24 protein-coding genes are annotated in these 26,494 nt (G+C 59.3%); 8 read left to right on the top strand and 16 right to left on the bottom strand.

All coding sequences use genetic code 11. The features are described 5' to 3' along the window. Positions 1-35: 35 nt before the first annotated feature. Complete coding sequence (locus K3727_07645; GenBank protein UWQ92642.1) at positions 36-539, bottom strand: hypothetical protein; 504 nt, start codon at positions 537-539, stop codon at positions 36-38. Positions 540-696: 157 nt separating this feature from the next. Here K3727_07645 and K3727_07640 point away from each other — a divergent pair, with 157 nt between their 5' ends. Then, complete coding sequence (locus tag K3727_07640; GenBank protein UWQ92641.1) at positions 697-1,617, top strand: DMT family transporter; 921 nt, start codon at positions 697-699, stop codon at positions 1,615-1,617. 58 nt (positions 1,618-1,675) lie between these two features. On the opposite strand, the gene glmM is transcribed toward K3727_07640, so the two are convergent. The 9 genes from glmM to K3727_07595 form a co-directional block, all read right to left on the bottom strand. Continuing rightward, the gene (gene glmM, locus K3727_07635; GenBank protein UWQ92640.1) at positions 1,676-3,022 is read right to left on the bottom strand and encodes a phosphoglucosamine mutase; all 1,347 of its coding nucleotides are present in this window, start codon (positions 3,020-3,022) and stop codon (positions 1,676-1,678) included. A 9-nt stretch (positions 3,023-3,031) separates the two neighbouring features. Further along, the gene (gene folP, locus K3727_07630) at positions 3,032-4,030 is read right to left on the bottom strand and encodes a dihydropteroate synthase (GenBank protein ID UWQ92639.1); all 999 of its coding nucleotides are present in this window, start codon (positions 4,028-4,030) and stop codon (positions 3,032-3,034) included. After that, a complete protein-coding gene (locus K3727_07625) occupies positions 4,027-4,947 on the bottom strand; it encodes a dihydroneopterin aldolase (protein UWQ92638.1) in 921 nt (306 codons plus the stop codon). The genes folP and K3727_07625 overlap by 4 nt, the downstream gene beginning before the upstream one ends. Before the next feature lie 132 nt (positions 4,948-5,079). Beyond that, positions 5,080-5,721 carry a cell wall hydrolase gene (locus tag K3727_07620; protein UWQ92637.1) on the bottom strand — a complete coding sequence of 214 codons (642 nt, stop codon included), beginning with the start codon at positions 5,719-5,721 and terminating at the stop codon, positions 5,080-5,082. A gap of 198 nt (positions 5,722-5,919) precedes the next feature. After that, positions 5,920-8,502, bottom strand: coding sequence for a pyruvate, phosphate dikinase (locus K3727_07615; protein UWQ92636.1), 2,583 nt, complete (start codon positions 8,500-8,502; stop codon positions 5,920-5,922). Between the two features lie 323 nt (positions 8,503-8,825). Next, positions 8,826-11,057 carry a glycine--tRNA ligase subunit beta gene (gene glyS / locus K3727_07610; protein ID UWQ92635.1) on the bottom strand — a complete coding sequence of 744 codons (2,232 nt, stop codon included), beginning with the start codon at positions 11,055-11,057 and terminating at the stop codon, positions 8,826-8,828. A 9-nt stretch (positions 11,058-11,066) separates the two neighbouring features. Next, the gene (gene gltS / locus K3727_07605) at positions 11,067-12,278 is read right to left on the bottom strand and encodes a sodium/glutamate symporter (GenBank protein UWQ92634.1); all 1,212 of its coding nucleotides are present in this window, start codon (positions 12,276-12,278) and stop codon (positions 11,067-11,069) included. Between the two features lie 33 nt (positions 12,279-12,311). Beyond that, positions 12,312-12,836, bottom strand: coding sequence for a histidine kinase (locus K3727_07600; protein UWQ92633.1), 525 nt, complete (start codon positions 12,834-12,836; stop codon positions 12,312-12,314). A 65-nt stretch (positions 12,837-12,901) separates the two neighbouring features. After that, positions 12,902-13,831, bottom strand: a complete 930-nt coding sequence (locus K3727_07595; GenBank protein ID UWQ92632.1) for a glycine--tRNA ligase subunit alpha — start codon at positions 13,829-13,831, stop codon at positions 12,902-12,904. Positions 13,832-14,106: 275 nt separating this feature from the next. On the opposite strand from K3727_07595, the gene K3727_07590 reads away from it, so the two are divergent. Next, positions 14,107-15,846: a trypsin-like peptidase domain-containing protein gene (locus tag K3727_07590; protein UWQ92631.1), complete on the top strand. Its 1,740-nt coding sequence runs from the start codon at positions 14,107-14,109 to the stop codon at positions 15,844-15,846. 277 nt (positions 15,847-16,123) lie between these two features. On the opposite strand, the gene K3727_07585 is transcribed toward K3727_07590, so the two are convergent. The 4 genes from K3727_07585 to K3727_07570 form a co-directional block, all read right to left on the bottom strand. Beyond that, entirely contained in the window at positions 16,124-17,701 is a 1,578-nt protein-coding gene (locus tag K3727_07585) for an acetolactate synthase isozyme1 large subunit (GenBank protein ID UWQ92630.1), read from the bottom strand. After that, a complete protein-coding gene (locus tag K3727_07580) occupies positions 17,701-19,149 on the bottom strand; it encodes a TrkH family potassium uptake protein (protein UWQ92629.1) in 1,449 nt (482 codons plus the stop codon). Before K3727_07580 ends, K3727_07585 begins: the two co-directional genes overlap by 1 nt. Before the next feature lie 66 nt (positions 19,150-19,215). Next, positions 19,216-20,319 carry a GTP cyclohydrolase FolE2 gene (folE2, locus tag K3727_07575; protein ID UWQ92628.1) on the bottom strand — a complete coding sequence of 368 codons (1,104 nt, stop codon included), beginning with the start codon at positions 20,317-20,319 and terminating at the stop codon, positions 19,216-19,218. Positions 20,320-20,438: 119 nt separating this feature from the next. Continuing rightward, a complete protein-coding gene (locus K3727_07570) occupies positions 20,439-21,290 on the bottom strand; it encodes a LysR family transcriptional regulator (protein UWQ92627.1) in 852 nt (283 codons plus the stop codon). Between the two features lie 117 nt (positions 21,291-21,407). Between K3727_07570 and K3727_07565 the strand changes: the two genes are divergently transcribed. Then, entirely contained in the window at positions 21,408-22,196 is a 789-nt protein-coding gene (locus K3727_07565; GenBank protein UWQ92626.1) for a 2OG-Fe(II) oxygenase, read from the top strand. Continuing rightward, positions 22,193-23,443, top strand: a complete 1,251-nt coding sequence (locus K3727_07560; protein UWQ92625.1) for a Xaa-Pro peptidase family protein — start codon at positions 22,193-22,195, stop codon at positions 23,441-23,443. The genes K3727_07565 and K3727_07560 overlap by 4 nt, the downstream gene beginning before the upstream one ends. Positions 23,444-23,506: 63 nt before the next feature. Here the strand turns inward: K3727_07560 and K3727_07555 are convergent, their stop codons facing one another. Further along, entirely contained in the window at positions 23,507-23,773 is a 267-nt protein-coding gene (locus K3727_07555) for a DUF2312 domain-containing protein (protein ID UWQ92624.1), read from the bottom strand. A gap of 160 nt (positions 23,774-23,933) precedes the next feature. Between K3727_07555 and K3727_07550 the strand changes: the two genes are divergently transcribed. Then, the gene (locus tag K3727_07550) at positions 23,934-24,152 is read left to right on the top strand and encodes a hypothetical protein (GenBank protein ID UWQ92623.1); all 219 of its coding nucleotides are present in this window, start codon (positions 23,934-23,936) and stop codon (positions 24,150-24,152) included. A 99-nt stretch (positions 24,153-24,251) separates the two neighbouring features. Here K3727_07550 and K3727_07545 read toward each other — a convergent pair whose 3' ends face one another. Beyond that, entirely contained in the window at positions 24,252-24,467 is a 216-nt protein-coding gene (locus tag K3727_07545; protein ID UWQ92622.1) for a hypothetical protein, read from the bottom strand. A gap of 262 nt (positions 24,468-24,729) precedes the next feature. On the opposite strand from K3727_07545, the gene K3727_07540 reads away from it, so the two are divergent. From K3727_07540 to K3727_07530, 3 genes are read left to right on the top strand one after another with little or no spacing between them, the layout of a single operon-like run. Beyond that, positions 24,730-25,593: an MBL fold metallo-hydrolase gene (locus K3727_07540; protein ID UWQ92621.1), complete on the top strand. Its 864-nt coding sequence runs from the start codon at positions 24,730-24,732 to the stop codon at positions 25,591-25,593. 39 nt (positions 25,594-25,632) lie between these two features. Beyond that, positions 25,633-26,061, top strand: coding sequence for a YeeE/YedE family protein (locus tag K3727_07535; GenBank protein UWQ92620.1), 429 nt, complete (start codon positions 25,633-25,635; stop codon positions 26,059-26,061). Then, positions 26,061-26,492: a hypothetical protein gene (locus K3727_07530; protein ID UWQ92619.1), complete on the top strand. Its 432-nt coding sequence runs from the start codon at positions 26,061-26,063 to the stop codon at positions 26,490-26,492. Before K3727_07535 ends, K3727_07530 begins: the two co-directional genes overlap by 1 nt. Positions 26,493-26,494 lie beyond the last annotated feature (2 nt).

Raw genomic sequence — 26,494 nt, 5'->3', positions numbered from 1 at the left:
AGCGCCCCGTCTGGGGCGCTCTTTTTTGTTCGGCGTCAATACCGCCCCAGTTCGATCTGGGCCCTCTCCAGTACCTTTCCCTGGGCTGATATCGCTTTGACGTCTGCAAAATATCGGTTGCCCTTGCCCCCGGAACAGGGTGCCAAATATCCTTTGGATGCGTATTTGCCACTGGACCGTGCGGGTTTGATCACCTTGGCTCCGCCGGGCAGATTCTCGCTTTTTTCAGGCACGGACACCACATTGGCCTTGGATCCTTTGGCGGGGTAACCGATCACCCCATGCCCGCCCTTGCGCGACAATGGGCGGTAATCCCGATCGTTGAATTCAATATAGACCCAGACCGTTCCTCCGGGCAGGTTGCTGACGCTCATCGGCGGGCTCATTCCCTTGCCGCCCTGAAATCCACAATGCTGACCCGCAGGAATCGTCTTGCCATTCCAGCCGCCTTTCAGCGCGACCTGCATCTCTGCCAGACACGCGCCAGCCGAAACACCCAACGTGCACATTGTGGCCAAAACCAGTTTTGAAATTTTCATCTATCAAACCTTTTCCATTCAATCCGGTTCTGAAAACTATCCAGCCCAACCAGATGCCGCAAGGTTTTCCCGCTCGTCGCCAGACAGCAACGTGATCTCCATTGACCACCCCCAAAAGGTCAGCCAAGCAGTAGGCCCCGAACAGGTTGGAAACCCGATGTCCCAAACGCCCGAAATCACATCCAAAAGCTGGATCATGTTGTTGATCCTGGGTGTGACCTGGGGAGGAACATTTTTGGTCATCGAAATCGCGCTGAGGGGGCTGCCTCCATTCTGGGTTGCTGCCTGCCGGATTGTTTTTGCTGCGGTGCTGACCTGTGCATTCTGGCAATGGCGCGGAGGGCGGCTGTTTGCGGAACCCTTGCGTACATCGCAAAAGATTTCGCTATGGGTCATCGGATTGCTCAGCTCGGCTCTTCCGTTCATCTTGCTCAGCTGGGGGCAACAGTATGTAACGTCCGGATTTGCAGGCGTTTCGATGGCGTCCGTGGCCTTGATGGTGCTGCCGCTTTCCCATTTCCTGATTCCGGGTGAACGGCTGACCCTGCGCCGAACCATCGGATCCGCCATCGGGTTTGGGGGCGTTTCCCTGTTGATCGGGGGACAGGCCTTCCACTCCAGCGGTGCAGACATGGAGCTCGCCGGACGCCTGGCCTGTGTTTCCGCAGCCGGATGCTATGCGCTCAGTTCGGTTATGATGCGGCGGTTACCGGCCGTTGACTCCGTCGGTTTGACCGCCGTGCTTTTGTTGATCGGGGCGGTTGTCGTTCTGCCTGCGGCACTGATCCAGGAAGGAGTTCCGCCAATGCCTTCGTCTGAAACTCTGTGGGCTGTCCTATTTTTGGGCCTTGTGCCCACAGCGGGCGCGAACCTGATACGGGTCACACTGGTGCGCACAGCCGGACCGGTTTTTATGAGCCTGGTAAATTATCAGGTCCCCATGTGGTCGATCCTGCTGGGCGCTTTGATCCTGAACGAACCCCTGCCCGGCAGTTTGATCTGGGCCTTGGGGCTGATCTTGATCGGTTTGGCGCTCAGCCAATTTGGTGCCTTGGCCCGCCTGTTCCGGCGCGCATAACGCCGAACCGCGGTACCTGCGCCAGATCCGACCCAACAGCGACACGCGCCATTCGATCTCAGCCCGAAACGGCGTCAGCCACAGCGTTCACCACGCTGTCCACGGTTTGGTTCAGCAATGACGCATCTTCACATTCCGCCATCACCCGGATCAAAGGTTCGGTTCCCGACTTACGGATCAACAGGCGCCCTTTCCCAGTCAGCGCAATCTCTGCCTGATGGATGGCGCTTTGCACCACATCCAGTTCCAATGGTGCCTGGCCATTGGAGAACCTCACGTTCTTCAACAACTGTGGTACCGGAGTGAATTGCTGGGCCAGTTCACTGGCCTTATTGCCCGACTGCACCATCGCAGCGAGGAAATGCAACCCCGCCATCAGTCCATCCCCGGTGGTGGCATGATCGGTCATAACGATGTGCCCGGATTGCTCGCCCCCCAGGTTAAAACCGCCCTCGCGCATCCGTTCGACCACATAACGGTCCCCAACAGACGTACGTTCCAGGTTCAGCCCCTTGTCGTTCAAGAACCGCTCGAGCCCAAGATTGGACATCACCGTCGCCACCAGAGAGTTTCCGGCCAACCGATCATCTTCCGCCCATTGCGACGCCAGCAACGCCATCAGCTGATCCCCGTCCGCAACAGTGCCAGTTTCATCAATCACGATAACCCGATCCGCATCGCCATCCAGACAGATCCCGACATGCGCCCCATGGGCCACAACCGTTTCCGTTGCCAAACGCGGTTTGGTCGATCCGCATTTGGCGTTGATGTTCAACCCGTCCGGCGACACCCCGATCGGAATCACTTCGGCACCCAGTTCCCACAGGATTTCCGGCGCGGTGCGGTGAGCGGCCCCGTTGGCACAGTCAATCACAACCTTTAACCCGTCCAGGCGAATGCCGCGCGGCAACGAACTTTTGACCCGTTCACCATAGCGGAAACGCGCATCGTCAATCCGTTTGGCGCGCCCAATATGTCCAGCACGTGCCAGATCGACCCCGCTGTCGATCAGCTTTTCCAGCTCAATTTCGTCCTGGTCCGACAATTTGAACCCGTCGGGACCAAAAAATTTAATCCCATTGTCTTCGGCCGGATTGTGGCTGGCAGAGATCATTACGCCCAGATCGGCCCGCATCGATCGGGTCATCAACCCCACCGCAGGGGTCGGAACCGGCCCCAGCAACAGCACGTTCATGCCGGTCGACGTCAACCCGGCCGTCAGCGCGCTTTCGAACATATAGCCGGACAGCCGTGTGTCCTTGCCAATCACCACCCGATGCACGCCCGATGCATCGCGGCGGAAATACCGCCCGACCGCGGCACCGATCCGCAAAGCCATATCCGCCGTCATGGGGTGGGTATTCGCAGTTCCACGGACCCCATCGGTTCCAAACAATTTTCTCATGAATACCCCTTATCGCGCGGCCTGCCACAGGCGCACTGCCTGTGCTGTCTCGCCAACGTCGTGTACTCTCAGAATTTGCACCCCCTGCGCCAAGGCTGCAAGCCCTACGGCGATGGACCCAGGTGCCCGGTCATCTGCAAGCGGAGCCTTGCCGATGGTTCCGATGAACCGCTTGCGCGAAGCCCCTAGCAAAATGGGACAGCCAAGCGCATGAAACAACGAAATATTTCTCAGAATGCTCAGATTGTGCTCCAGCGTTTTGCCAAACCCGATCCCCGGATCCGTCACGATCTGGGTCCGGGCAACCCCCAGGGATTCCAGATACGCGATCCGCTCCTGGAGAAAATCATAAACATCCAAGACCACATGATCGTATTGCGGGTCGTTCTGCATGGTCTTGGGATCACCCTGCGCATGCATGACGCAAACCGGCACCCCCGCCCTGGCCGCTACCGATCCCAATTCAGGGTCAAAGGTAAACCCGGCCACATCATTGATCAGGTTCGCGCCCACATTCAACGCAGCCTGCCCCACCGCAGCCTTGCGGGTGTCGATCGAGATCTGCACCGTGCTTTTGGCGCGGATCGCCCCGATCACCGGGGCTGTGCGCTCAATCTCGTCGGGGATTTCAATAAAATCGGCTCCAGGACGCGTGGATTCGCCGCCAATGTCGATGATCGACGCCCCGTCCTGTGCCATTTGCAAGGCCGCAGCAGTGGCATCAGTCAGGTCATTGTGGCGCCCACCATCCGAAAAACTGTCGGGAGTCACATTGAGGATCCCCATGATCTGGGCCTGTCCCATATCCAGCCCGGCAATGGGTTCCCGTGGTGCAGACAGGCGGGCCAGGACATCGCCAGGAACGGCCTCAACAGTCACAATCTCGGAGCCAGCGTTTCGCTGCATGATCTCGACATGAGTGAACCACAAATGAGGCATCCCGGCCAGTGTCACGGCGGTGTCGGGGCGGATCTCTCCCGATTGGACGAGAGGGCGGAAATAGCTCACAGTGTCACCTGCTCCAGCCCTATGGCGCGCAATGGCACGCCCGGATTTTCGGGCAGCGCCTGATCGACAACCAACATTTCGTCCCCCGCGAATGTCGCAGCAAACCAGGCCGCCAGGGCCACCGGTTCGGAGGGGGCAGCCGAGGGCCCTTCGACGGCATCCAACACGATCTTGGACGGGGCCCAGACACAGATTTGACCGTTTTTCATCGCCCAATCCAGCTCGGTCCGGGTGGCAACCACAACGCACCGCGGATCCCGCGCTGCCAGCCGCCAGGCATTCTGTTCGATGGCCAGCAGGTCGATCCGCTGTTGGGTCATCTTGTGTCCGGTATGGGGCACCGCCAATGGATGCGCCCCGACACACAGGATCAACGGGTGGTCACGTGATGCCATCTGGTCAATCCAACCACCCAGAAGCGGGCTGTCGATCCCTGCATTGGACAGAAACATCAACCGGGGATGCGGCACGTCGGTGTGGTTCACCCCTTTGCCCATTGGATCGCCGGAACGCACGATCTCGACCCCCAGATCACCATTGCCCCGGTCCAGCTTTTCGATCCGCACAAAGACGCGGATGGCCTGCGGTTCCAACAGGATCCGATCGGCAACCCGTTCGGCCAGGGTCTCCAGCAGATTCAGGCGTTCGGCGGCCAACTCATGGGCGATCGCCTCGGTGACACGATCATAGGACAGGATGCGATCCACATCGTCATCGACATCATCCGGCAGCGGGGTAACCTCGACCACCACATTGAAACTGATCCGCTGGGTGGTGCCGCGTTCGGCCTGAAATGCGCCGATCTCGACTTCGACCAGGTGATCACGCAAAGAGATCCGGTCCAACGGGCCATCGCCTGCTGTCGCAACAGAACGGTCAGCGGGATGCCCAAACGCGTGGGAGATTTCAGAGTTCATGGGCGCGCACCTTTGGCAGCAACAATGGAAGAAGCAACAGCCTAGGCTGTGCGCGCAGCTTTAACACTCTCGCAAACGCCATGCCAGTCTCTGAAAACGTCGAACATCCACGCCGCAATTCGGCGGATCAAGTCATTCGGAGGATGCGGTGCGATAGTTGGGGCGATAGAACAGGTGAACCCCGATCTGGGCGGTCCTTTTGAACGTTTTGGACCACCGGGGGCGAACCGCCGTGGTGTGGTAATATGTGGCACCATCAACCAGGTCGCTGCCGACACCATCAATCACCGCACGGGCGACTTTGGAGACGCGCATATACGCCTGTTTCTCCGCGATGACTTCCTTGTGCCCATCACAGGTATAGGTGAATTGGCACTGATATTTACGCCCTGTTCCCTGCCGGATTACACTGCACAAGGAATTGGGAAACTTGTCGCTTTTGACCCGGTTCATGATCACTTCGGCCACAGCGAATTGGCCTTTGACGGTTTCGCCGCGGGCTTCGAAATACAGCGCCTCGGCCAGACAGGCATAATTCGCGTCACCTTCGGGTGCCGGCTGTGCATCCACCCAGGTTCGCGTATATTGCAGCGGAATTTCGGGTGCCTTGGGTTTCCCATTGAACGTCAACAGTTTGCGCAATTTCCCGCCCGGTACATTTTGCAGATTCTTGCGTTCCTGTTTCACCAGGGTATCCAGCCCCGCCTCTGCGCTCACAGAGGCTGGAAGCGCGGCAAAAGCCAGCGCCAGGGTGGCAGCACATAGTCGTTTCATTCCGGTCAACCCCACAACAAGACGGTCACGCCCGGTCTTCCCCAGAAACGAACGCTGCGGGCCATCTATAGCAACGGTGGGAAAAAGTCCAGTTTAGCGCAAATTCTAGCCGTTACATGGATCACCCAGGCTTCCGCCTGGGCTGTTGCACCCGAGAATAACCTAGGCTGGATCACTATATCTGGCGGAATTCGGTGGTCAGGCGTCGCCGATCTTGTGGGAGATTGCCAGCTGTGCGGCAGCAAGTCGCGCCACGGGCACCCGGAAGGGAGAACAGGATACATAGTCGAATTGGGTCTGTCGACAAAAGGCGATTGATTCGGGGTTGCCGCCATGTTCGCCACAGATTGACAGCGTCAGATCCGGGTTGGCTTCGCGCGCCCGTTCGGCCCCCAATTGCAACAGCTCGCCCACACCTTCTGTATCCAGCACATGAAACGGGTCCTCGGGGAAAACCCCCTGGTTGACGTAATCCGACATAAAGCGTCCCGCATCATCGCGTGACAGACCATAAGTCATCTGCGTCAAGTCATTGGTTCCAAAGCTGAGAAACGCCGTGTGAGGTGCGATTTCTGCCGCGCGCAAGGCGGCCCGTGGCGTTTCCACCATCACGCCCAGACGATAATCGAAATCCAGCCCCCGTTCGCTTTTGACCGCCGCTGCGACCGCGTCAATCCGGGTCTTGACCAATTCGACCTCGCGCCGCGCCGACACCAATGGGATCATCACTTCGGGCACCACCGGGTCACCGTCATGGGAGGCTTCCAATGTGGCTTCGAAAATGGCGCGCGCCTGCATGTCATAGATTTCGGGCACCGTAACACCGAGCCGCACACCGCGCAGACCCAGCATCGGATTATACTCCTTCATTTCCTCCACCCGGCGGGTGACATCCGAAACCGGAATATCCAGGGCCTCGGCCAATTCACGCTGGCCTCCGCGGGTGCCTGGCAGGAATTCGTGCAACGGCGGATCAAACAGGCGGATACACACCGGCTGACCTTGCATGATGCGGAAAAGTTGAACAAAATCATCGCGTTGCATGGGCAGGAGACGCGCCAGCACAGCCTGGCGGCCATTGCTGGTCTGGGCAAAGATCATTTCCCGCATCACGGTCAAACGGCCGGGATCAAAGAACATATGTTCGGTTCGGCACAGCCCGATGCCCTGTGCATTGAAATTCCGGGCAGTTTGGGCGTCAGCTGGCGTATCTGCGTTGGCCCGAATGCCAATGTCGCGTTCGGCATCGGCCCATCCCATCAAAGTCTGAAACGCGTCATCCAGCGCCGCCTCGAGCATCGGCGGCTCCCCGGCGAGCACCTGACCAGAACTGCCATCAATCGTTACCACATCTCCAGCCGCAAACACTCGGCCATCCGGCGCAGTAACCTTTTTCGTCTTGCTATTGAAGACCATCGAAGAGGCCCCGACAATACAGGGCAGCCCCAGACCGCGCCCGATCACCGCAGCGTGACTGGTCATACCGCCCCGTTCTGTCAGCACCCCGGCAGCGGCATGCATACCGCGAATGTCTTCGGGAGAGGTTTCACGCCGCACCAGAATGCAGGGTTCGCGTCGGGATGCGCTGGCCTGTGCCTCGGCCGACGTGAAGACCAATCGCCCCGTCGCCGCGCCCGGGCTGGCGGCGATTCCTGTGCCAATCACATCCCGAGGTGCCTCCGGATCGACCTGACGGTGCAGCAATTCGCTGACCGCGTGCGGGTCGATGCGCATGACGGCTTCCTGGGGGCTGATAATGCCGTCCTGCGCCAGGCTGACGGCGATCCGCAGTGCCGCCCGCGACGCGCGCGCGACACGAACCCCGTCCAGAATATGGACCCGGCCGCTTTCTATGACAAATTCGACCTGCATTTCCTCGCGCAGCTTGGTCCGCATCAGGGCGGCGTGGGCCTTGAGGTCGTCAAAAGCCTTGGGTGCAAGATCCTGGAGCGCCGGTCCGCGGTCGTCGGTTTCGAGATATAGCGCACTGGCCCCGGCCCCCAGAGCGTCACGCCCCTGTGACTGGCTCAGGTAGCGTCCAACAATCTTGGGCACCCCAGTGGTCGGATCGACCAGTTGCAAGACGCCCGATCCGCATTCGCCCTGTCCAACTCCAGGAATCATCTCCTGTACGACCAACCCCAAACCGGCATCCGCCGGAGCCCCCTTGGCCTGGCGCAGCAAACGCGCCGAGGTGCCTTCCCACGCACGGGCCATCGATCGCAACACCGCTGCCAGATGTTCCGCAGGATCCTGTGGAAAGGCTTCATCCGTTTCCATTTCATAGGCATGCAGGATTTCGGACAATGCTTCGGGTCCGTCATCGGCCACATGTTCGAATTCATCCGGATCCAGGCGCGCCACATGCACGGCATACGATTGGACGAACCGCAGATACAGGGCCGCTGCGGCCTCGGCCCCCAGCGCCTCGCAGAAATCAACGTAGCGGGCGTCGTTCATGCCAATGTTCAAAATGGCACCGGGACCGCCCCAATCGGGGTCTTCCGAAGACGGGCGCACGCACAGCAAGGCGTTTTCGGGAAACTGCGAGAGGATTTCTGCGATATCGGGCATCTCGCCCTCGGCAATCTGGTGCACCGTTTCAAATGACAAAGCAACAGTGCGCGGCACCGGCAGATCCAGCCGGACCAGCCGTTGCAGACATTTTGCCCGGCCCCCATGGGTATTGGCTGCGACAGGCGCTGTCGCAGTGATCAGCGTCGTATGCGGGTCTTTGGACAATTCGGCTTGCGCTCGTTTCTGCACTGCAGCACCTTTCATTTGCCCTGCAGCATAAGCCGGTTGCGCCCATGCGCAAGGAAAAGCTTTTGCGCCTTGCGGTGCAACTTTGACACCTCGGCGGGCTCCCGCGCCCTGCCCCTGCATCACAGATGCAAGGGCACAGGCCTTGGGCCTTGGGCCTGGCACCGCGCGCCCATAGGGCACGCGGTGCCAGCGCTCCACATCAGTCTGGGCGCATACCATCGGTTTCATTTCCCACAGCGCGCAGGCCTGCCTGCGCGCTGCCTGGCCCAACGGCTGTCCGGTGATCGCAGATCATTGGACAGCGGGCGGGAGCGCTTGTGGTTTGGGTTTGGCCCTGCTCAACCCTCGATGCGCGTCAGATCAGCAACCTGACCACAAACCTGACGGATCTGGTTGAGCAGGTTCAGCCGGTTGCGGCGTACCACCTGATTGTCGGAATTCACCTGCACCGCCTCGAAAAACGCATCCACAGGCCCACGCAGCGCCGCCATGCCGCCCATCGCGGCCGCGAAATCTTCGGCTTCGATGGCCGAAGAGATCGCCCCCTGACTGGTTTCCAGCGCGTTGAACAGCGCGATTTCGCTGGCGTCTTCGGCGAATTTCACATCCGCGCCATAGGAGTATTCGACCCCATCCTTTTCTTCGGCCTGGGCCAGGATGTTATTGGCGCGTTTGAAGCCCTGGAGCAGGTTTTCACCATCCTCGGTCTTCAGGAAATCTTCCAGCGCCCGGGCGCGTTTGACCAGCAGGGTGAGATCGTCATTGCCTTCCATCGCAATGCAGGCGTCGATCACATCGTGGCGAATGCCCTGATCGCGCAGGAACACCTTGAGGCGGTCGTGGAAAAAGGTGAGGAGATCACGCGACACATCCGGCAGACGTTGTTTGAGCTCTTCCATACGTCTGGGCAGATCGCCGTCAAAAGCGTCCAACACCGTGCGCACTGCGGAACCAAAGACGCCATGATCGGCAATTTCTCCAAGCATGTCGGCAAGCAGCCCACGAGACACATCATCTTCGCCATTTTGAGCGAGTTCATGGCGCAGCAGCTGTTCATCAATGAACCGGTCGAGCCCAGAACGCGCGTCATTCTCCAACACCAACCGGATCACCCCCAGCGCGGCGCGGCGCAGGGCAAAGGGGTCTTTCGAACCAGTGGGCTTTTCGTCAATCGCCCAGAACCCGGTCAGCGTGTCCAGCTTGTCAGCCAGCGCCACGGCGACTGACACCGGTTCGGTCGGAACGTCGTCCGACGGACCCAACGGCGAATAATGCATATCACAGGCGTTGGCGACCGACTGCGGCAGGCCTGCGGCCTCGGCGTAATAGCGGCCCATCAGGCCCTGAAGCTCGGGGAACTCATAAACCATTTCGGACGACAGATCAGCCTTGGCCACCCGGGCGGCCTGTTCGGCCAAATCGGCGTCAGCGCCCACAACCGGGGCGATCTCGCGGGCCAGCGCGGCGATGCGGTCAATGCGCTCGGCTTGGGTGCCCAATTTGTTGTGGAAGGTCACATTGGACAGCGCGTCGACCCACGTGCCCATACCGGCCTCGGATTTCACCGTGCGCAGGTCGTTCTCCCAAAAGAACTTGGCATCTGCAAGACGGGCGCTCAGCACCTTTTGGTTGCCGGCCAGAATGGTCGCACCATTGTCGGCGGTTTCGCGGTTGGCGACGGTCACAAATTTTTCGATCCGTCCGGACTTGGGATTTTTCACCGAAAAGAACTTCTGGTGCTCCTTCATCGAGGTTTGCAGCACCTCGGGTGGCAGGTCCAGGAATTCGTCGTCGATGGCCCCCATCAGCACCACCGGCCATTCGACCAGACCGGCTACCTCGGCCAACAGGCCCTTGTCGTCGACCAACTCCAACCCGCTGGCGAACGCCTGATTGGTGGCATCCTGCCAGATCGCATCGGCGCGTTCGCCTGCGTCCAGAACCACAAAGGCCCGCTTTAGTTTGGCAGCGTAATCATCGAACCCGGTGACAGCAAAGCGTGCCGGGGCCATGAACCGATGACCCCAGGTTGTGTCGCCCGATTTGATCCCGTCAATGTCCAGATCGACCACAGTATTGCCGGATTCTTCGCTGAGCAGGCATAGGATCGAATGCAGCGGGCGCACCCAGCGCAGCGTCCCTGTGCCCCAGCGCATGGATGTCGGCCAAGGAAAATTTCGAATGGTATCTTCCAGAACCTCGGCAACGATTTCTGCCGCAGGGCGGCCCGGTTTTTCGATGGTGGCGAAATAGACCGCGCCTTTGGGGGTATCGCGCTCTTCGAGCTGTTCGCGGGTCACGCCCGCGCCGCGCAGGAACCCGTCGACCGCCTTGTCCGGGGCACCGACCTTTGGACCCTTGCGCTCTTCGCGGATGGTGGGGCTTTCGCCCAACACCCCCTCCAGCGCCAGCGTCAACCGGCGCGGAGTCGAAAACGCTGCCGCGCCTGCATAGGTCAGACCGGCCTCGACCAGCCCATCGGTCACCCGCTTTTTCAGATCACCCGCAGCGCGCGCCTGCATGCGGGCGGGGATTTCTTCGGAAAAGAATTCAATCAGCAGATCGGGCATCTGGGGTCCTCAGAGGTTCACGATTATCTGGATGACAATCGCATTGGCGATATCGACAAAGAAAGCGGATACAAGGGGGAGCACGACAAAGGCAATAGGCGACGGCCCATAGCGTTTTGTCACAGCGGTCATATTGGCAATCGCCGTGGGGGTCGCCCCCAGGGCAAACCCACCAAAGCCAGCCGCCAGAACGGCCGCGCGATAGCCCCGCCCCAACAGCGGAAACAGCACATAGAGCACGAACAGAACCGCGAATAGCGTCTGGGCCAGCATGATCATTGCAATGGTCATGCCCAGCCCGGCAATGGTCCACAGCTGCAGGCTCATCAACGACATGGCCAGAAACGCACCCAGCGCAAATTCCGACACAAGAGCGAGCGCCGGCGTGCGGGCCACAGGGTTGGCATTGGGCAACAACAGGGCGCGCAGATTGGCGATGACGATAGCGGCGATCAGACAGGGCACGAACAGCGGCAGCTTCAACCCGAATTGGGCAATCAGCGCGTGCAGGGCATAGCCCAGAATGATGGCGAGGTTCAGATACAGCATCACCCGCATCAGGCCCAGATGGTCGATCCCCTGCCCCTCGGCGGCGGCGTCATGGGACAAGCCTATCGTGTTTTCCTCGTCCGGGCGCGATGGGCTCAGGTCGTGGCGATTGATCAGATACCCAGCAATGGGACCGCCAACCAGCGCGGCCAGCACCAGCCCCAAGGTCGCCACGGCCACGCCCAGCTCGGTCGCACCCTCCAGACCCGTTGCGGTTGCCACATCAGGGGCCCAGGCAATTGCGGTGCCATGCCCGCCGATCAATGCAGCCGATCCGAACAATACCCCGGCCTGCGCCGGATAGCCGAATACCACCGCACCAATGACACCGATCAGGTTCTGCGCGACAATCGTGGCCAGCGTCAGCCCCAGAAGGATTGCCAGCGGTTTTCCCCCGGCAATCAGATCCGACAGGCGGGCGTTCAATCCAATCCCTGCAAAGAACAGCACCAAAAAGTAATCCCGGGCGTCCATCTGAAATTCAATGGCCGTGCCGCCCCATTGATACAGGCCCCAACCGACCAATGCCGCCAACAGGCCTCCGGTCACCGGTTCGGGGATGTTGAGATGACGCAACAGGGATATCCGTGCATTCAGCCCCGCGCCCAACAGAAACACCGCAAACCCGAGGGTCACGGAGATGAAATTGGGAATGAGGATCGGATCATCCATTGGACAGCCTGGTTTTCCGTGTTTGCAATTAATTCAGCGTTGCGGCAGCGGTGGGCATTCCTCGCCCACAACCGTGCCATCATATGCTTTTTCACCGCAATTGTTCAGCTCATGCCAGGCATAGCCGCGTCCGTCGCTGGTCAGCGCCACAATGCGATCCACGCCATATTCAATATTCTTGTGCGACAGGAACGTGGTTGCGGTTCCGGCTTCCAATTCGCCGCCCAATGCTTCGGCGTCAAAGCAATCAAACCACCCCGGAGCGGTCCGGGGTGACTGATCTGGCATTTCGATAAATGTCGCACGGGCAGCCTCGATCGTCAGATCGGTTTGGAAACAGGCCCGATAGCGGATAGGAGAGCTATCGGCATCGATGGCCTGAAACCCCGAATAGGGGATCGCCTGAGGTGCCCCCCCATCGGCAGGTACCAGAATGACATCCTGCCCCGGTGTCGGCGTGACTTCGGTATAAAAGGCATAGACCTGCAGATAATACATCGCGGCACCGCCGATCACAGCGGTCAGAATAAGAACGATTGTCAGAATTTTACCGGTCATTGTTTACTTGCCTTTCGGGGGAGTTCCCCAATTGCCCGGGACATCCATGTCCCGGTACCGGTCGATCAGGCGACGTGGCCGCCTGCATCGGTCAACACAAATGCATCGGCGCATTGTTTGGCCAGGGCCCGCACGCGCCCGATATAGGCCTGACGTTCCGTGACCGAAATCACGCCGCGAGCGTCCAGAAGGTTGAACATATGCGACGCCTTGATGCATTGGTCATAGGCCGGGTGAGCCATGATGATACGCTTGCCCGTCTTGGGGTCGATGTGCTCCTGCGACAGAATCGCGGCGCATTCGGCTTCAGCTTCCTCAAAATGACGCAGCAGCACTTCGGTATTGGCAACGTCAAAGTTCCAGCGCGCGTATTCTTCTTCGGTCTGTTTGAAGATGTCACCGTATTTCAACGGGATTGGCGACTGTGGGTCGTTGAATGGCATGTCCATCACGTGATCCACACCCAGGACATACATCGCCAGACGTTCCAGACCATACGTCAGCTCGCCCGAAACCGGTTTGCAGTCATGCCCGCCAACCTGCTGGAAATAGGTGAACTGGCTGACTTCCATGCCGTCACACCAAACCTCCCAGCCCAACCCCCAGGCACCCAGTGTCGGGCTTTCCCAATCGTCTTCGACAAAGCGGATATCGTGCAGCTCCATGTCGATGCCGATGGCTTCGAGGCTGCCCAGATACAGCTCCTGCAGGTTGGGCGGGCTGGGTTTGATCAGCACCTGATACTGGTAATAATGCTGCAGACGATTGGGGTTTTCGCCATACCGCCCATCGGTGGGACGTCGCGACGGCTGAACATAGGCGGCAGCCCAGGATTTTGACCCCAGCGCCCGCAATGTGGTGGCCGGGTGAAAGGTGCCAGCACCGACTTCCATGTCATAGGGTTGCAACATCGCACAGCCCTGCCCGGCCCAATATGTCTGAAGCCGCAGGATGATCTCCTGAAACGAACGCGGGGCACCGGTGGATTGGATCATGGAACTCTCATCTGTAAACGGACTGCAAATGCGCGTCTTACCTATGCAAGCGCCCCGACGGGGTCAACGGCTCATATGGTCCTGAACTCCTGTCGACACTGACGTGCCCATTTATTCCTGCGCATGAAAACCTGCGCCACACGGCCATGATCGGGCCCTGCTGTTACGTGTTCGGAAATTCCCCCTGTCCAGAGACCGTCATGGGCATTCCCATTTTGGATGGAAAATGTTTATCTTCCCCGCAGATTATGAATTAAAAGGGCACGAGACCTGATATGACAAGATTGATCGCGGCGTTCCTGTTTGTGATAGCAAGCTGGACAGGGCCGACCATGGCGCAACAGAGCAGCCAGGATATTGTCTGGATCCAAATTGAAGCACACCCCAGCCTGCGCGACGCACAGGCCCGGGCACAAATTTACTCGCAGGCGTTGGCCGACGTGACCGGGTTTTCGCTGGGGGGCAACTGGTACGGAATTCTGTTGGGCCCCTATACCCGCGAAGACGCGCAGCGTGTTCTGCAGGTGTATCGTCTCGAACGGCAGATTCCCCGCGACAGTTTCATCTCCCAGTCATCGAACCTGCGTCAGCAATTCTGGCCGGTTGGCGAAAACCTGTTGTCCAGCAACCCGATTGCGGCCCCCTCTTCGGGAGCCGGAACAATTGCAACATTACAGCCCGATCCGGAACCTTCGGATGAAACCCCGTCCCAGGCCCGGCGCAGTGAACAGGGCCTGAACGGAAACGAACGCAAGGCCTTGCAGATCGCGTTGCAGGCAGGTGGGTTTTATACAGCGGCAATCGACGGTTCGTTCGGCCGCGGGACCCGCGCCTCTATGGCGGATTGGCAGGCGGCAAACGGGTTTGAACAGACCGGAATCCTGACCACTAAGCAACGTCAGATATTGATGGACCAGTATAATGCACCTCTGATTTCGGTTGGCATGGCCCGCATCAGGGATGACAAGGCCGGAATTGAAATGCAACTCCCGACCAAAGAGGTCGGCTTTTCTCATTACGAACCACCCTTCGCCCATTACCCGACGTCTGGGTCATTGGGTGCCCGGGTGCTGATGATCAGCCAGCCCGGTGATCAGACCACCCTGTTTGGCCTCTATGATATCCTGCAAACGCTGGAGATCATTCCTCTGGAAGGCCAGCGGGAACGCAAGTCCGACAGCTTTGTCATCGAAGGGCGCGGCAACGGTATCGTTTCTTATACCCAAGCCGCCCTGAACGGAGGCGAGATCAAAGGCTTTACCCTGATCTGGCCCGCCGGAGACGAAGAACGCCGCAGCCGGGTTCTGACCGAAATGAAGACCAGCTTTACCCGTCTCGATGGTGTGCTGGATCCCGCGGCAGGTGCTGACGCTGAACAACGTATCGACCTTGTGTCGGGACTTCAGGTGCGCAAACCGCGCCTGTCGCGCTCTGGTACATTTGTGGATGGCCAAGGCACAGTGGTGACAACAGTCGATGCGGTTCAAAACTGCACCCGTATTACACTGAACAGCGACTTCCAGGCGGAACTGGTGGCCAGCGATGCCTCGACTGGTCTGGCACTGGTACGCCCGGTCGAGCGTCTGGCCCCGATGGAAGTGGCCCAGTTGCGGGCCAGTTCCCCGCTGCTGCAATCCGAAGTGGCCGTGGCCGGATTTTCCTACGAAGGGATTCTCGGCGCGCCGACACTGACCTATGGTACCCTGTCGGACCTGCGGGGATTGCGTGGCGAAACCGGAGTGACCCGGTTGGCGCTGGCCGCACAACCGGGAGATGCCGGTGGTCCGGTTCTGGATGCGAATGGCGCGGTGCTGGGCATCCTTGCCGCCGCTCCGGCCGGCACCCAGCAGTTGCCCCAAGGTGTCAGCTTTGCGGCCAACGCCGATACGTTGCGGGCTTTGCTCCAGCAGGCAGGGATCGCAGCCCAGGACAGCCGCGAGGCCAACACACTGTCGCCGGATGCCATGACCCGGTTGGCGACCGGCATGACCGTATTGGTCAGTTGCTGGGATTGAACCGCCACAGGTCATCCGAGGTGAAATGAGACCGCGCACAGATTATGTCTGTGCGCGTTTTTCATTCCCCCAAGCGTCCACGATTGCCCCAGTCCTCCAAACGCTCCCGCGCCCTGCCCCCGCATCCAAGATGCGCTGGCAAAGGCCTTGGGCCACGCAGGCCGCCGATGGCGGCCTGCGTGCGACGGTGGCGGCGCCGCGCATTCATGCGCGGCGCCCGGCCCAACGCTTTGGGGGCTTTCGTCAGAAAGGCGTCAAAGGGGCGGGAGCGCCCCAGTCAACTTGCGATGTTGGGCGTCACATAAATCAGCGTGGGACCGCTGGCACCAAAGGCATCCAGCACCGCCCCCTGCAGCTCATTGATCGAAGACGGAGCCACGGAGATCGCGCCAAAGGCCTCGGCCAATTTGCAGAAGTCCGGGTTGTGCGCCATGACAGCATTGGGGGCAATCTGGGCCCGGGTCATGCTGTCTTCGATCTCCTTGAGCTTGCCATTGTCCCACAGGATGATCGGCAACGGCAGCCCCAGTTCCACCGCGACACCCAGTTCTTGCATCGTATAGTGGAACCCATAGTCGCCGGCGATCGCAACCGTCGGCTTGCCGCGACGCGCCACCGCCCCGCCAATGGCGGCGGGCAGCGCATACCCCAATGTTCCGAACCCGGTCGGATGGTGCCATTGCCCCGGGCGCGGCATGTCCCAGACTTCTTTGGCCACATAGGCAAATTGGGTCATGTCCGAATAGATCATCGCATCTGCGGGCATCACGGCGCGCAGCGCGTCGCAGATCGGCACAATCCCGGGTCGCTCGGCGTCTACTTCGCTGCGCCAACGGGTTCGGATGGCGGCCACTTCATCTGCGGTCCAGTCGGTCTGGCGCGCCTGCCCCTTGGTTGCATCCCAGAACGCCCGGGCAAAGCTGTCGGCGTCGGCCTGTATCTTGACCGCGGCACGTTGCGCATCGCTCAACACCTCCGGATCCAGATCAACCCGCACCAAAGTCGCCGTGTGCCCCAAGTCAGGTCGCCACATGTCCACCTCGGCCAGTTCGCACCCGACAACAACAACCAAGTCCGCCTGGGCCACCACTTCGGCACTGCCAGGGCGGGCCAGACAGGCTCCAAAGTCCAACGGCGCATTCAACCCCATGGCACCGCGCCCGGCATAAGAGGTCATGGTGGCGATCCCCAGCGGCTCAAGCAGATCGCGCCAATAGACCGACGCCGCCCCTCCGCCCAGAATGAACAAAGGCCGCTTGGCAACATTCACCAGCGACACCACCGGAGCCACATCTGGGGCGGCGACCTTGACCCGCTCGGCGGCCATGTTAGGGAACGGGGCCTCGGCGGTCACGCTTTCCAATTGAGCAATGGGCACCTGAATATGCTTGGATCGCGGGCGATTGGTTTCGAATTCATCAAAGGCGCGTTCCACCAGACCATAGGCCGCGCGCGGTGTACGCGCCTCTTCGGACCATTCACAAACGGTTGCAGCGGCCCCGCGTTGGTCTTTCATCTGGTGCAACTGACCGCGCCGGTCGGCCACTTCATCCAGACAGGACGACAGCACCAACATCGGCACGCTGTCGGAATAGGCCTGCCCCATCGGCGTCATGATGTTGCACAGCCCCGGCCCGGTGATCACATAGGCCACTCCCGGTTGGCCGGATGCACGCGCATAGCCGTCGGCCATGAACCCCGCGCCCTGTTCGTGACGGGCCAACACATGGGTGATCCCGGCCTCTTCAATACCGCGATACATTTCCTGATTGTGTACGCCGGGAATGCCAAAAATCACCTCGACTCCGCGATCCTTGAGCATATGCGAGATCTGCGCACCCAGTTTTCTTTCCATCACGCCCTCCAGAAGCGAATTGTCAGAATGGCGTAAACCGCCAACAGTTCCAGTCGGCCAATCAGCATTGCTGCGCTGAGCAGCCATTTCGCTGTGTCGTTCAGCCCAGAGAAATTACCTGATGGTCCAATCTGTTCCCCCAGGCCCGGGCCAATGTTGGCCAGCGCCGCTGCCGCGCCTGACACGGCGGTGGTGAATTCCAACCCCGTCAGCCCCAACGCCCAGGACAATGCGCCCAGCGTCACTGTAAAGAACACAAAGAATGACATCACCGAGCTGAGCACGTCCGGCCCCACCGCACGTCCAGCATAACGCGGCACAAACACCCCATGCGGTGACCGAATACGCTGCAGCTGTACCTTGATCGAGGCAAACAACAGCTGGTAGCGAAAGATCTTGATCGAACAGGCCGTAGACCCCGCGCATCCGCCGATCAGACCGGCAAAAAACAGAACTGTCACCGGGAAACCGCCCCAGATCATGTAGTCGGTCGAGGCATAGCCAGTGCCCGTCAGAAGGGAAACAGTGTTGAACAACGTCTTGCGGAACACTGTCTCGCTTTGTTCAGGGCCCTGGGTCATGTTCCACAACGACAACGCCAGCACCAGCACGACGGCAGTGGCAAAAAACACGCGAATTTGACTGTCGCGAAACAGCGGCTGCACATGGCCAGAGGTCATCTGTACAAAGCGAACAAACGGCAGGGCCGCCAGCATCATGAACACGACGGCCACATATTCGGACATCCCGCCAAACGCCCCGAATGAAGCGTCATAATTGGCGAAACCGCCAGTCGCCACCGTGGTCATCGCATGAGCCGTCGCGTCAAAGGCCCCCATCCCGGTGGCAGCATAGGCCAACGCGCAGGCTCCGGTGAGCCCGATATAGATCACCGAAATACGCGACGAAATCTCGGTCGCGCGGGGCAGGATCTTGCCAAAGGTGTCAAACCCTTCAGAACGGAAAATCTGCATGCCCCCAACCCGCAGTTCAGGCAGGAACACCATGGCGACCACAATGATACCGATGCCCCCCAACCATTGCAGCAGCGCCCGCCACAGCAGGATCCCACGTGGCAGGTCGTCAAGCCCGGACAGCACCGTTGATCCGGTGGTGGTCAATCCCGACATCGATTCAAAAAACGCATCGACAAACCGCAGGTCGGTATCGCCTAACATGAACGGAATCGCCCCAAACACAGGCAGCGCCACCCAAACACCGGTGGTCAAAAGGAAGGTCTGCTGGATTGTCAGCCCCTGTTTGACCCCATTGGAACAGCTGAGCGCCATCAAGACACCCACCAGAATGGTCACGGCAGCGCTTTGCAGAAACACAGGCCATTCGCCCTGCCCCTGAGCCAGGTCGGCCAGCATAGGCAGGAACATGGTTGCGCCCAGAATGGCAACCAGCAATCCAATGACATATCCGACGGGTCGCAGATCCAACATGACGCGCAGGGTTGGCCCGCAGCACGGGGAGTGTCAACCCACAGCAGGCCGGGAAACGCCGGGGGGTTAACCCCGGTGAATCAGGGTTCCGAACAGTTGCGGATCCAGGCTGGTGGCCTTGAACAGATCGCCATGTGTCAGGATCGACACCGCATCATGGCTGTGCAGGCTCTCCTGATGGCTGGCGACAACCCGGAAATCGCGCACCCGGTGGTCGCTTTGCAACGCTTCGCAGAACAGGCGCGCTGCGTCTTCGACAAAGATCGGATTGGCGGCGTTCAACTCGGCAAAGGCCTGTTCGTCTTCGCGTTTGACCATGACCTGAGTTTCCGTCGGCACAGCGCGGCGACAGTGGTCAATCAGATCTTCGAACCAGACCCGGTTGCCGGCGTCATCCACCTGCACCGAAATCCGCGCCACGGACCGCTGGGAATGCGGCGTGGCCAGTTGCCCGCGCGACGCGCGTGCATGTTCGCTCAGCTCCAGCGAACAGGGACAGGTTGACGAATAGACATAGTCCAGATGCATGATCTTTTCACGCACACCGTCATGATCAACCAATTCCAACGCAATGTCGTAGTACTGATAACCGCTGAGCCCCGAACGCAGGCTGTCCACCCGCGCCGGAAAGGAAAACCGCATCTGTATCCGCGCATCCGGGCTGTCCAGGTCGGCCAGATAGTCGTCCAGCGCATTTGCCATCACCGCAAAGCTGAAGGTGCGTTCCGCGTGTTTGTAAAATGACCGCATGATCCGGGACATGTTGATGCCCTTTTTCTCGGCATCCAGCGACACGGTTCCGGTCACGCTGGTCTCCAGCGTCATTTCGCCCCCATCCCGGGTCCGGAAACGGATCGGCAGGCGGAAATTCGAAATCCCCACGTGCTGAATGTTCTGTTTGGCACCACGGATCAGGCTGGACGGGCCATTTTGCAGATCAGGCATTGTGGCCCTGTAGTCTGCATCGGCCGTGAACTCTTCGGGATAATTGCGCGACAGGTCAGGATAATTCGACACTTCGCGCCCGGGCAACAGACGCGCCACGGCAGGGTCCAGTTGTGCAATTTCAGTCGGTGTCGCCGACACCGCCCATGCGCGCAACACATCCAACGCAGCCTCAGCTTCGTCGCGGTTCGGCAAATCGTCGATATCGCGGGAATGAATGTTCATCGGCGCGCTTCCTTCCAGTGATGCCACATCAATTATCAATGCAGACAGCAGATCCCCTTCATAGACTGATACGTCATAAAACACAAAATGGATTAGCCAAATGCGGCAGCTTTGGCCGCTTAAAGGACGCCCAGCGCTCCCGCAAGGTCCTGAAGACGCCGGGACCGCGTTTTATAGTTCGCCATGACCATGACATAGGGTCGCGGCATCGGCAGGGACAAATCCGTGACCGGGAACACGGATTTCGATTTGATCTGCTGCGCCAACACGGTTTGCGGCAACAGCGCGACCCCCATCCCGGCCCGCACCATCGACACGGCCACAGGCACCGATGGTGCCACCAGGGCAATCGGGTCCGTTCTGTTCAAACCGTGTGTTGTCACGAACTGTGCCCAGCGCGGGACCGACCGCACCGACATTCCCCAATCCACATCAATCAGCGGAGCGTTAGCCAGGTCAATGTCAGGCGTGGCAGCCACCGGGATCAATCTGTCAGAGAACAGGGTCCGAATGCGATAATCCGGATGCTCCCCGCCATAGGTCAGCAACACATCCACTCCGGCCGGGTCCAGATCGACAAGGTCGGTTTCGGTACGGATGTGCACCGGTACATCAGGGCGCATCCCTCGAAAGACTTGCAACCGGTCCGGCAACCAGAATTGTGCCAGTGCCGGCGTGGCGGCAATCACCAATGGTTGGCGCGCCTCGCCTTCGGTCAGCGCCTGGGTAAACCCGGCGATGTCGGTCAGCGCGCTGGCCGCATTCATATAGTATTCCCGCCCCGCATCCGTCAGACGAATCTGATTGGCCCGCCGGGCAAACAGCTTGAGCCCCAGCCAGTCTTCGAGATTGCGTACCTGCATGGACACAGCGGCAGACGTGACACCCAGTTCAGCCCCGGCAGCGGAAAAGCTCCCTGTGCGGGCCGCGCTTTCAAAAGCGCGCAAAGCGTTGAGAGGAGGAAGCTTCATGGCGACACAGTGCAAGAAATTCTTATGGTCGCCAAGAATAATTATGGTGGTGAGCTGCAAGTGCTGTGGGCACAGTCCATCTCGGCACACCTCAGGTTTCACCCCAAGGAGAAAGACATGCGCGACATACTGGATCTGGATCAATTCCCGCTGGACCGTCCCGGCAGCCCCGAGTGGCAGGATTTGGTCGATCGCTGCCGAACCGATCTGGAGCGAGACGGAATGTTCAATCTGCACGAACTGATGCACCCAAATGTGGCCCAGAAAACCGCCAAATCCCTGTCTCCCAGTTTCGCAACCCAAAGCTTTCGCCACGAACGCGACCACAATATCTATTTTCAGGACAAGATCGACGGCCTGGCAGACGACCATCCGGCCCTGACCCGGTTCAAGACCTCGAATTTGACGCTCTGCGCCGATCAACTGGGCGGTTCTGCGCTGTTGCGCCTGTACGACTGGCCCGAGTTTGCCACCTTCATGGCCGCGACCATGGGCAAGGAAGATTTGTTCACCATGTCCGACCCTTTGGCGCGGGTGAATGTGATGTCGTATTGCGAAGGCCAGGAGTTGAACTGGCATTTTGATCGCTCTGAATTCACCACCACCATGTTGATGCAAGCCCCGGATCAGGGCGGTGAATTCATCTATCGCACCGGCCTTCGCAGCGACGATGACCCCAACTACGACGGCGTGGCCCGGATGTTGCGCGGTGATGATCCCGACGTGCAATCCATCACACTCAGCCCGGGAACTCTGAATATTTTTCGCGGCAAGAACACCCCCCACCGCGTCGGCACCGTCAAGGGTGAGACGCCCCGTGTGATTGCGGTCTTTTCCTTTTTTGATCGCCCCGGCGTGACGTTCACCCCCAAGGACCAGATCGGCTTTTATGGACGCGCAGCATGACGGAACTGAGTATTTTCAAGGACGAGCGTAAACGTGTTTTTCTGAACGCCGATGGTGCCGATAAACCGTTGAAATCGCCGCTGTCGCTGGATGTTCTGGACCGCGCGCGCGATTATCGGCTGGGACGTCTGCGCGCAGAAATGGCGCGTCAGGATGTGGCGGGGTTGCTGCTGTATGATCCCGTCAACATTCGCTATGCGTTTGATTGCTCCAACATGTCGATCTGGACTGCGCATAATCCGATCCGTTACGCGCTGATCCTGGCCAACGGGCCGGGCATCATGTTCGAGTTCAAGGACTGCGAACATCTGAACGACGGCTTGCCCGGCATTGATGAAATCCGCACCGCCATCGGATGGATGTTCATGTGTGCAGGCGATCAGGCGGGGGCACGGCTTGCCCCTTGGGCCGATGAAATCAGCGATCTTCTGCGCCAATACGGCGGCGGAAATATGCGGTTGGGCGTGGACCGGATGGAGCCCGAAGGGGTTCACGCGCTGACCCAGCGCGGTGTTCAGATCCTGGATGGTGGACAGATTACCGAAACCGCCCGTGCGATCAAATCCGCTGACGAAATCGCGCTGATGCGCTGGACCATCCGGGTGTGCGAGGCTGGAATGGCGCGCATTTACGAACATTCGGTGCCCGGCGTCACTGAACGCGAACTCTGGGCGCATCTGCATTTCGAAAACGCACGCTCCGGCGGTGAGTGGCTGGAGACCAAGCTGTTGACTTGCGGCCCCAATACCAACCCCTGGTACAAGGAATGTTCGGACCGGGAATGCCAGCCGGGTGAAATGATCAGCTTTGACACCGACATGATCGGCCCCTACGGCTATTGCGCGGATCTGTCACGCAGTTGGACGTGCGGGTATACGCCGATGAATGACACGCAAAAACGGCTGTACAGCGCGGCCCGCGACCAGATCGACCATAACCTGGCACTGTTGCAACCGGGGCTGAGCTTTGCCGAATTCAACGCCAAGAGCTGGCAGATCCCGGACGCCTATGTGCCCTATCGCTATTCGTTGGCTGCCCATGGTGTGGGCATGGCGGACGAATGGCCGGTGATTCCGTTGCACCCGGACTTTGACGGGGCGCACGGGGGGCACATCGAAGAAAATATGGTGATCTGCATCGAAAGCTTGATCGGCGAGGCGGGATCAGAATCGATAAAGCTGGAAACTCAGGTTCTGGTGACACCTGAAGGTCCTCAGCGTCTGGACCAGTTCCCCTGGGAGTTCTAAATCGCGCCAAAAACAAAAAAGGGCACCGTCGGGGTGCCCTTTGACGTGGAATCGTGAACTGGGTCAGTCCATACCCAGCGCTTCCTTGTACATTTCCAGAACGGCCTCTTCTTCGGCAATGTCGTCCTTGTCGCGCTTGCGCAGTGCAATCACCTTGCGCAGGACCTTGGTGTCATACCCGCGCCCCTTGGCTTCGGCCATAACCTCTTTTTGCTGGTCGGCAATGTCCTTCTTTTCCACCTCCAACCGTTCCATCCGCTCGACAAACTGGCGCAATTCGCCTGCGGTCACGCGATAGCTGTCGCTTTTGGTATCTTCGGTCACGTCCATGAAGGTCTCCAGGGTCACAAATGAATTTCGGCTGGTTTTGCGGGATACAAGGCCGCGCGTCGCGCCGCAAGCAGGGAATGCGGGACTGCGCGCCATCTTGCACGCAGTGACCCAATCGGCTAGGCGCACTGCGGGTATCTGCCACCGTTAGGAGATCAATATGTTCGATATTCTCGTTTGGGCCGGCGCAGGCCTGTCGGTCACCGGGCTGGCCGGGTTGGTCTGGTGCATCTTGCGTGTGGCATCTGCCCGCCGCCAAAATCTGTCGGATGACGAATTGCGGGCGGCTGTTCAGGCCGTTCTGCCCTATAACCTTGGGGCGCTGGCGCTGTCTGTTCTGGGTTTGATGATGGTAATTCTGGGAATTTCTCTGGGGTAACAGCCGTCCCGCCCCCAGAAAAACCCCCTGTCACAAAACCACCCTGTCCCTGCAGTCCGGCCACAAATCAGACCGGGCACAGATCAGTCCGGGCACCGATTAGACGGGCATGTTATCGAAACTGTCTTCGACGGCTTCTTCACACAGGATTTCGTCCAACCGCTTCAACCGCAAAGGGATCTTGACCCCGGCATCACGCATCCGGTCCAATGTTCTTGTGAATTCCGGCTGCAACGCCAAACGCATTGCGCTGGTCGCCCCGTCGATCCGTTGTTCCAGATGTTCAGCAACTTTGATTAGTTCCTGATTGGACATGTCTCAATCCTCCCCTGAATTGCCCTTGGTAAGATCACATGCTAACGCGTCCATGTGACAGAAGTTAAATGATCACCTACCGTTTACCCATGCCTCACCAATTTTTGTTAATTTCCTGTTAACGTAGGTGTTGGAGAGGCTTCCTGCATGATTTTGAAGCATCCCTCCGAGTCTTGCCTTGATTTGCGTCAACAGATTAAATCCAGGCTTGATATATTGTGTTTTTTGCATGTAAATTTCTGGGATAGTTAAGGAGCCCTCAATGACACCCAAGGTCCACGCATTCTTTGACGACGCCACCAACACCGTTTCCTATGTCGCGAGCGAACCAAACGGCAGCACCTGTGCGATCATTGATTCCGTTCTGGATTTCGATCAGGCGTCAGGGCGGACTGACACCAAGTCGGCCGACCGGATCATCGCCTATGTCCGGGAACAAGGGTTCAAGGTCGCGTGGATCCTGGAGAGCCATGTGCACGCCGACCATCTGTCTGCCGCCCCCTATATACAAGAAGAGATCGGCGGCAAGATCGGGATCGGCAAGAACATCACCGTTGTCCAGGATACATTCGGCAAGGTGTTCAACGAAGGCACCCGGTTTCAACGCGATGGCAGCCAGTTCGATGCATTGTTCGTGGATGGCGACAGCCTGCATATCGGACAGATGCGCGCCGAAGTGCTGCACACTCCCGGCCACACCCCCGCCTGCCTGACCTATGTGATCGGCGACGCAGCCTTTGTTGGCGATACGCTTTTCATGCCTGATTTTGGTACCGCACGGTGCGATTTCCCAGGTGGATCGTCGGAAATGTTGTATGAATCGATCCAGAAAATCCTGAGCCTTCCCGACGACACCCGAATTTTTGTCGGTCACGACTACAAGGCACCCGGGCGCAATGAATTCGCCTGGGAAACCACAGTGGGCGAGCAAAAGGCGCTGAACATTCACATTGGCCAAGGCCGTCCCATCGCCGAATTCGTGGCCATGCGCGATGCCCGCGACGCAACGCTGGGAATGCCGCGTCTGATTCTGCCATCCCTGCAAGTGAACATGCGAGCAGGCCAGATGCCCGAGCCGGATGAGCAGGGGGATGTGTTTCTGAAGCTTCCGGTAAACAAGATCTGAATTCAAACATAACGCGCGAACATCCGGGGGGATAAATATATGGAAATGGACTGGATTTGGGGGCTGGTCGGCGGAATGCTGATTGGCTGTGGCGGCGCGGTCTATTTGTTGGGCAACGGTCGCATCATGGGGGCCAGCGGTATTTTGGGCGGCCTGATAGACGGAACCGGACGTAACTCGTGGTTGGAACGGATGGCGTTTCTGGCTGGTGTCATGATCCTCCCCTTGGTTCTCTGGCCGCTCTATGCGGTTGAGATTGACACCCATATAACCTCAAACGTGACCGTGATCATTGCAGCCGGGTTGCTGGTGGGCATCGGGACACGGATTGCCAATGGCTGTACGTCGGGACACGGAGTTTGTGGGATTTCGCGGCTGTCGCTGCGCGGGGTTGTGGCCACGGTATTCTATATTCTGGCCGGTGGATTGACTCTGGCGCTGTTGCGTCACGTGTGGGGGCTGATCTGATGCGGGCAATGATATCGTTTCTCGCCGGTGGCCTGTTCGGTGCCGGGTTGTTCGTGTCAGGCATGACAGACACCACCAAGGTTCAGGGTTGGTTGGATGTTTTTGGAGACTGGGACCCGACGTTGGCCTTTGTCATGGGGGGGGCAATCATTCCGATGTTCGTCGCCTGGCGGCTGGTCCCTGGGCGCGCGCCGCTGGTTGGAGGTGAATTCCCCGACCTGCCCCGTCCCGAATTGGACCACCGGTTGATCACTGGGTCGGTGATGTTTGGCATGGGGTGGGGATTGGCCGGGCTGTGCCCTGGGCCAGCGATCGCATCGCTTTCCTATGGCGGTTGGCAGGGCGCGCTGTTCATGGTGGCAATGCTGGCCGGAATGCTGGCAGCCCCCCGGGTTGCAACGGCACTGGACCAAATGGCAGCAAAAGCCTAATA

The organism is Rhodobacteraceae bacterium M382 (assembly GCA_025141015.1).
GTDB classification, from domain to species: Bacteria; Pseudomonadota; Alphaproteobacteria; order Rhodobacterales; family Rhodobacteraceae; genus Aliisedimentitalea; species Aliisedimentitalea scapharcae.
Note: the sequence above shows the minus strand (reverse complement) of the source record. Positions and strands in the feature narration are given on the sequence as shown.

Bases quoted from the DNA above. Each gene is read 5' to 3' on its own strand.
- K3727_07645 (UWQ92642.1), bottom strand. From the start codon at position 539: ATGAAAATTTCAAAACTGGTTTTGGCCACAATGTGCACGTTGGGTGTT.
- K3727_07640 (UWQ92641.1), top strand. From the start codon at position 697: ATGTCCCAAACGCCCGAAATCACATCCAAAAGCTGGATCATGTTGTTG.
- glmM (UWQ92640.1), bottom strand. From the start codon at position 3,022: ATGAGAAAATTGTTTGGAACCGATGGGGTCCGTGGAACTGCGAATACC.
- K3727_07625 (UWQ92638.1), bottom strand. From the start codon at position 4,947: ATGAACTCTGAAATCTCCCACGCGTTTGGGCATCCCGCTGACCGTTCT.
- K3727_07620 (UWQ92637.1), bottom strand. From the start codon at position 5,721: ATGAAACGACTATGTGCTGCCACCCTGGCGCTGGCTTTTGCCGCGCTT.
- K3727_07615 (UWQ92636.1), bottom strand. From the start codon at position 8,502: ATGAAAGGTGCTGCAGTGCAGAAACGAGCGCAAGCCGAATTGTCCAAA.
- glyS (UWQ92635.1), bottom strand. From the start codon at position 11,057: ATGCCCGATCTGCTGATTGAATTCTTTTCCGAAGAAATCCCCGCCCGC.
- gltS (UWQ92634.1), bottom strand. From the start codon at position 12,278: ATGGATGATCCGATCCTCATTCCCAATTTCATCTCCGTGACCCTCGGG.
- K3727_07600 (UWQ92633.1), bottom strand. From the start codon at position 12,836: ATGACCGGTAAAATTCTGACAATCGTTCTTATTCTGACCGCTGTGATC.
- K3727_07595 (UWQ92632.1), bottom strand. From the start codon at position 13,831: ATGATCCAATCCACCGGTGCCCCGCGTTCGTTTCAGGAGATCATCCTG.
- K3727_07590 (UWQ92631.1), top strand. From the start codon at position 14,107: ATGACAAGATTGATCGCGGCGTTCCTGTTTGTGATAGCAAGCTGGACA.
- K3727_07585 (UWQ92630.1), bottom strand. From the start codon at position 17,701: ATGGAAAGAAAACTGGGTGCGCAGATCTCGCATATGCTCAAGGATCGC.
- K3727_07580 (UWQ92629.1), bottom strand. From the start codon at position 19,149: ATGTTGGATCTGCGACCCGTCGGATATGTCATTGGATTGCTGGTTGCC.
- folE2 (UWQ92628.1), bottom strand. From the start codon at position 20,319: ATGAACATTCATTCCCGCGATATCGACGATTTGCCGAACCGCGACGAA.
- K3727_07570 (UWQ92627.1), bottom strand. From the start codon at position 21,290: ATGAAGCTTCCTCCTCTCAACGCTTTGCGCGCTTTTGAAAGCGCGGCC.
- K3727_07565 (UWQ92626.1), top strand. From the start codon at position 21,408: ATGCGCGACATACTGGATCTGGATCAATTCCCGCTGGACCGTCCCGGC.
- K3727_07560 (UWQ92625.1), top strand. From the start codon at position 22,193: ATGACGGAACTGAGTATTTTCAAGGACGAGCGTAAACGTGTTTTTCTG.
- K3727_07555 (UWQ92624.1), bottom strand. From the start codon at position 23,773: ATGGACGTGACCGAAGATACCAAAAGCGACAGCTATCGCGTGACCGCA.
- K3727_07550 (UWQ92623.1), top strand. From the start codon at position 23,934: ATGTTCGATATTCTCGTTTGGGCCGGCGCAGGCCTGTCGGTCACCGGG.
- K3727_07545 (UWQ92622.1), bottom strand. From the start codon at position 24,467: ATGTCCAATCAGGAACTAATCAAAGTTGCTGAACATCTGGAACAACGG.
- K3727_07540 (UWQ92621.1), top strand. From the start codon at position 24,730: ATGACACCCAAGGTCCACGCATTCTTTGACGACGCCACCAACACCGTT.
- K3727_07535 (UWQ92620.1), top strand. From the start codon at position 25,633: ATGGAAATGGACTGGATTTGGGGGCTGGTCGGCGGAATGCTGATTGGC.
- K3727_07530 (UWQ92619.1), top strand. From the start codon at position 26,061: ATGCGGGCAATGATATCGTTTCTCGCCGGTGGCCTGTTCGGTGCCGGG.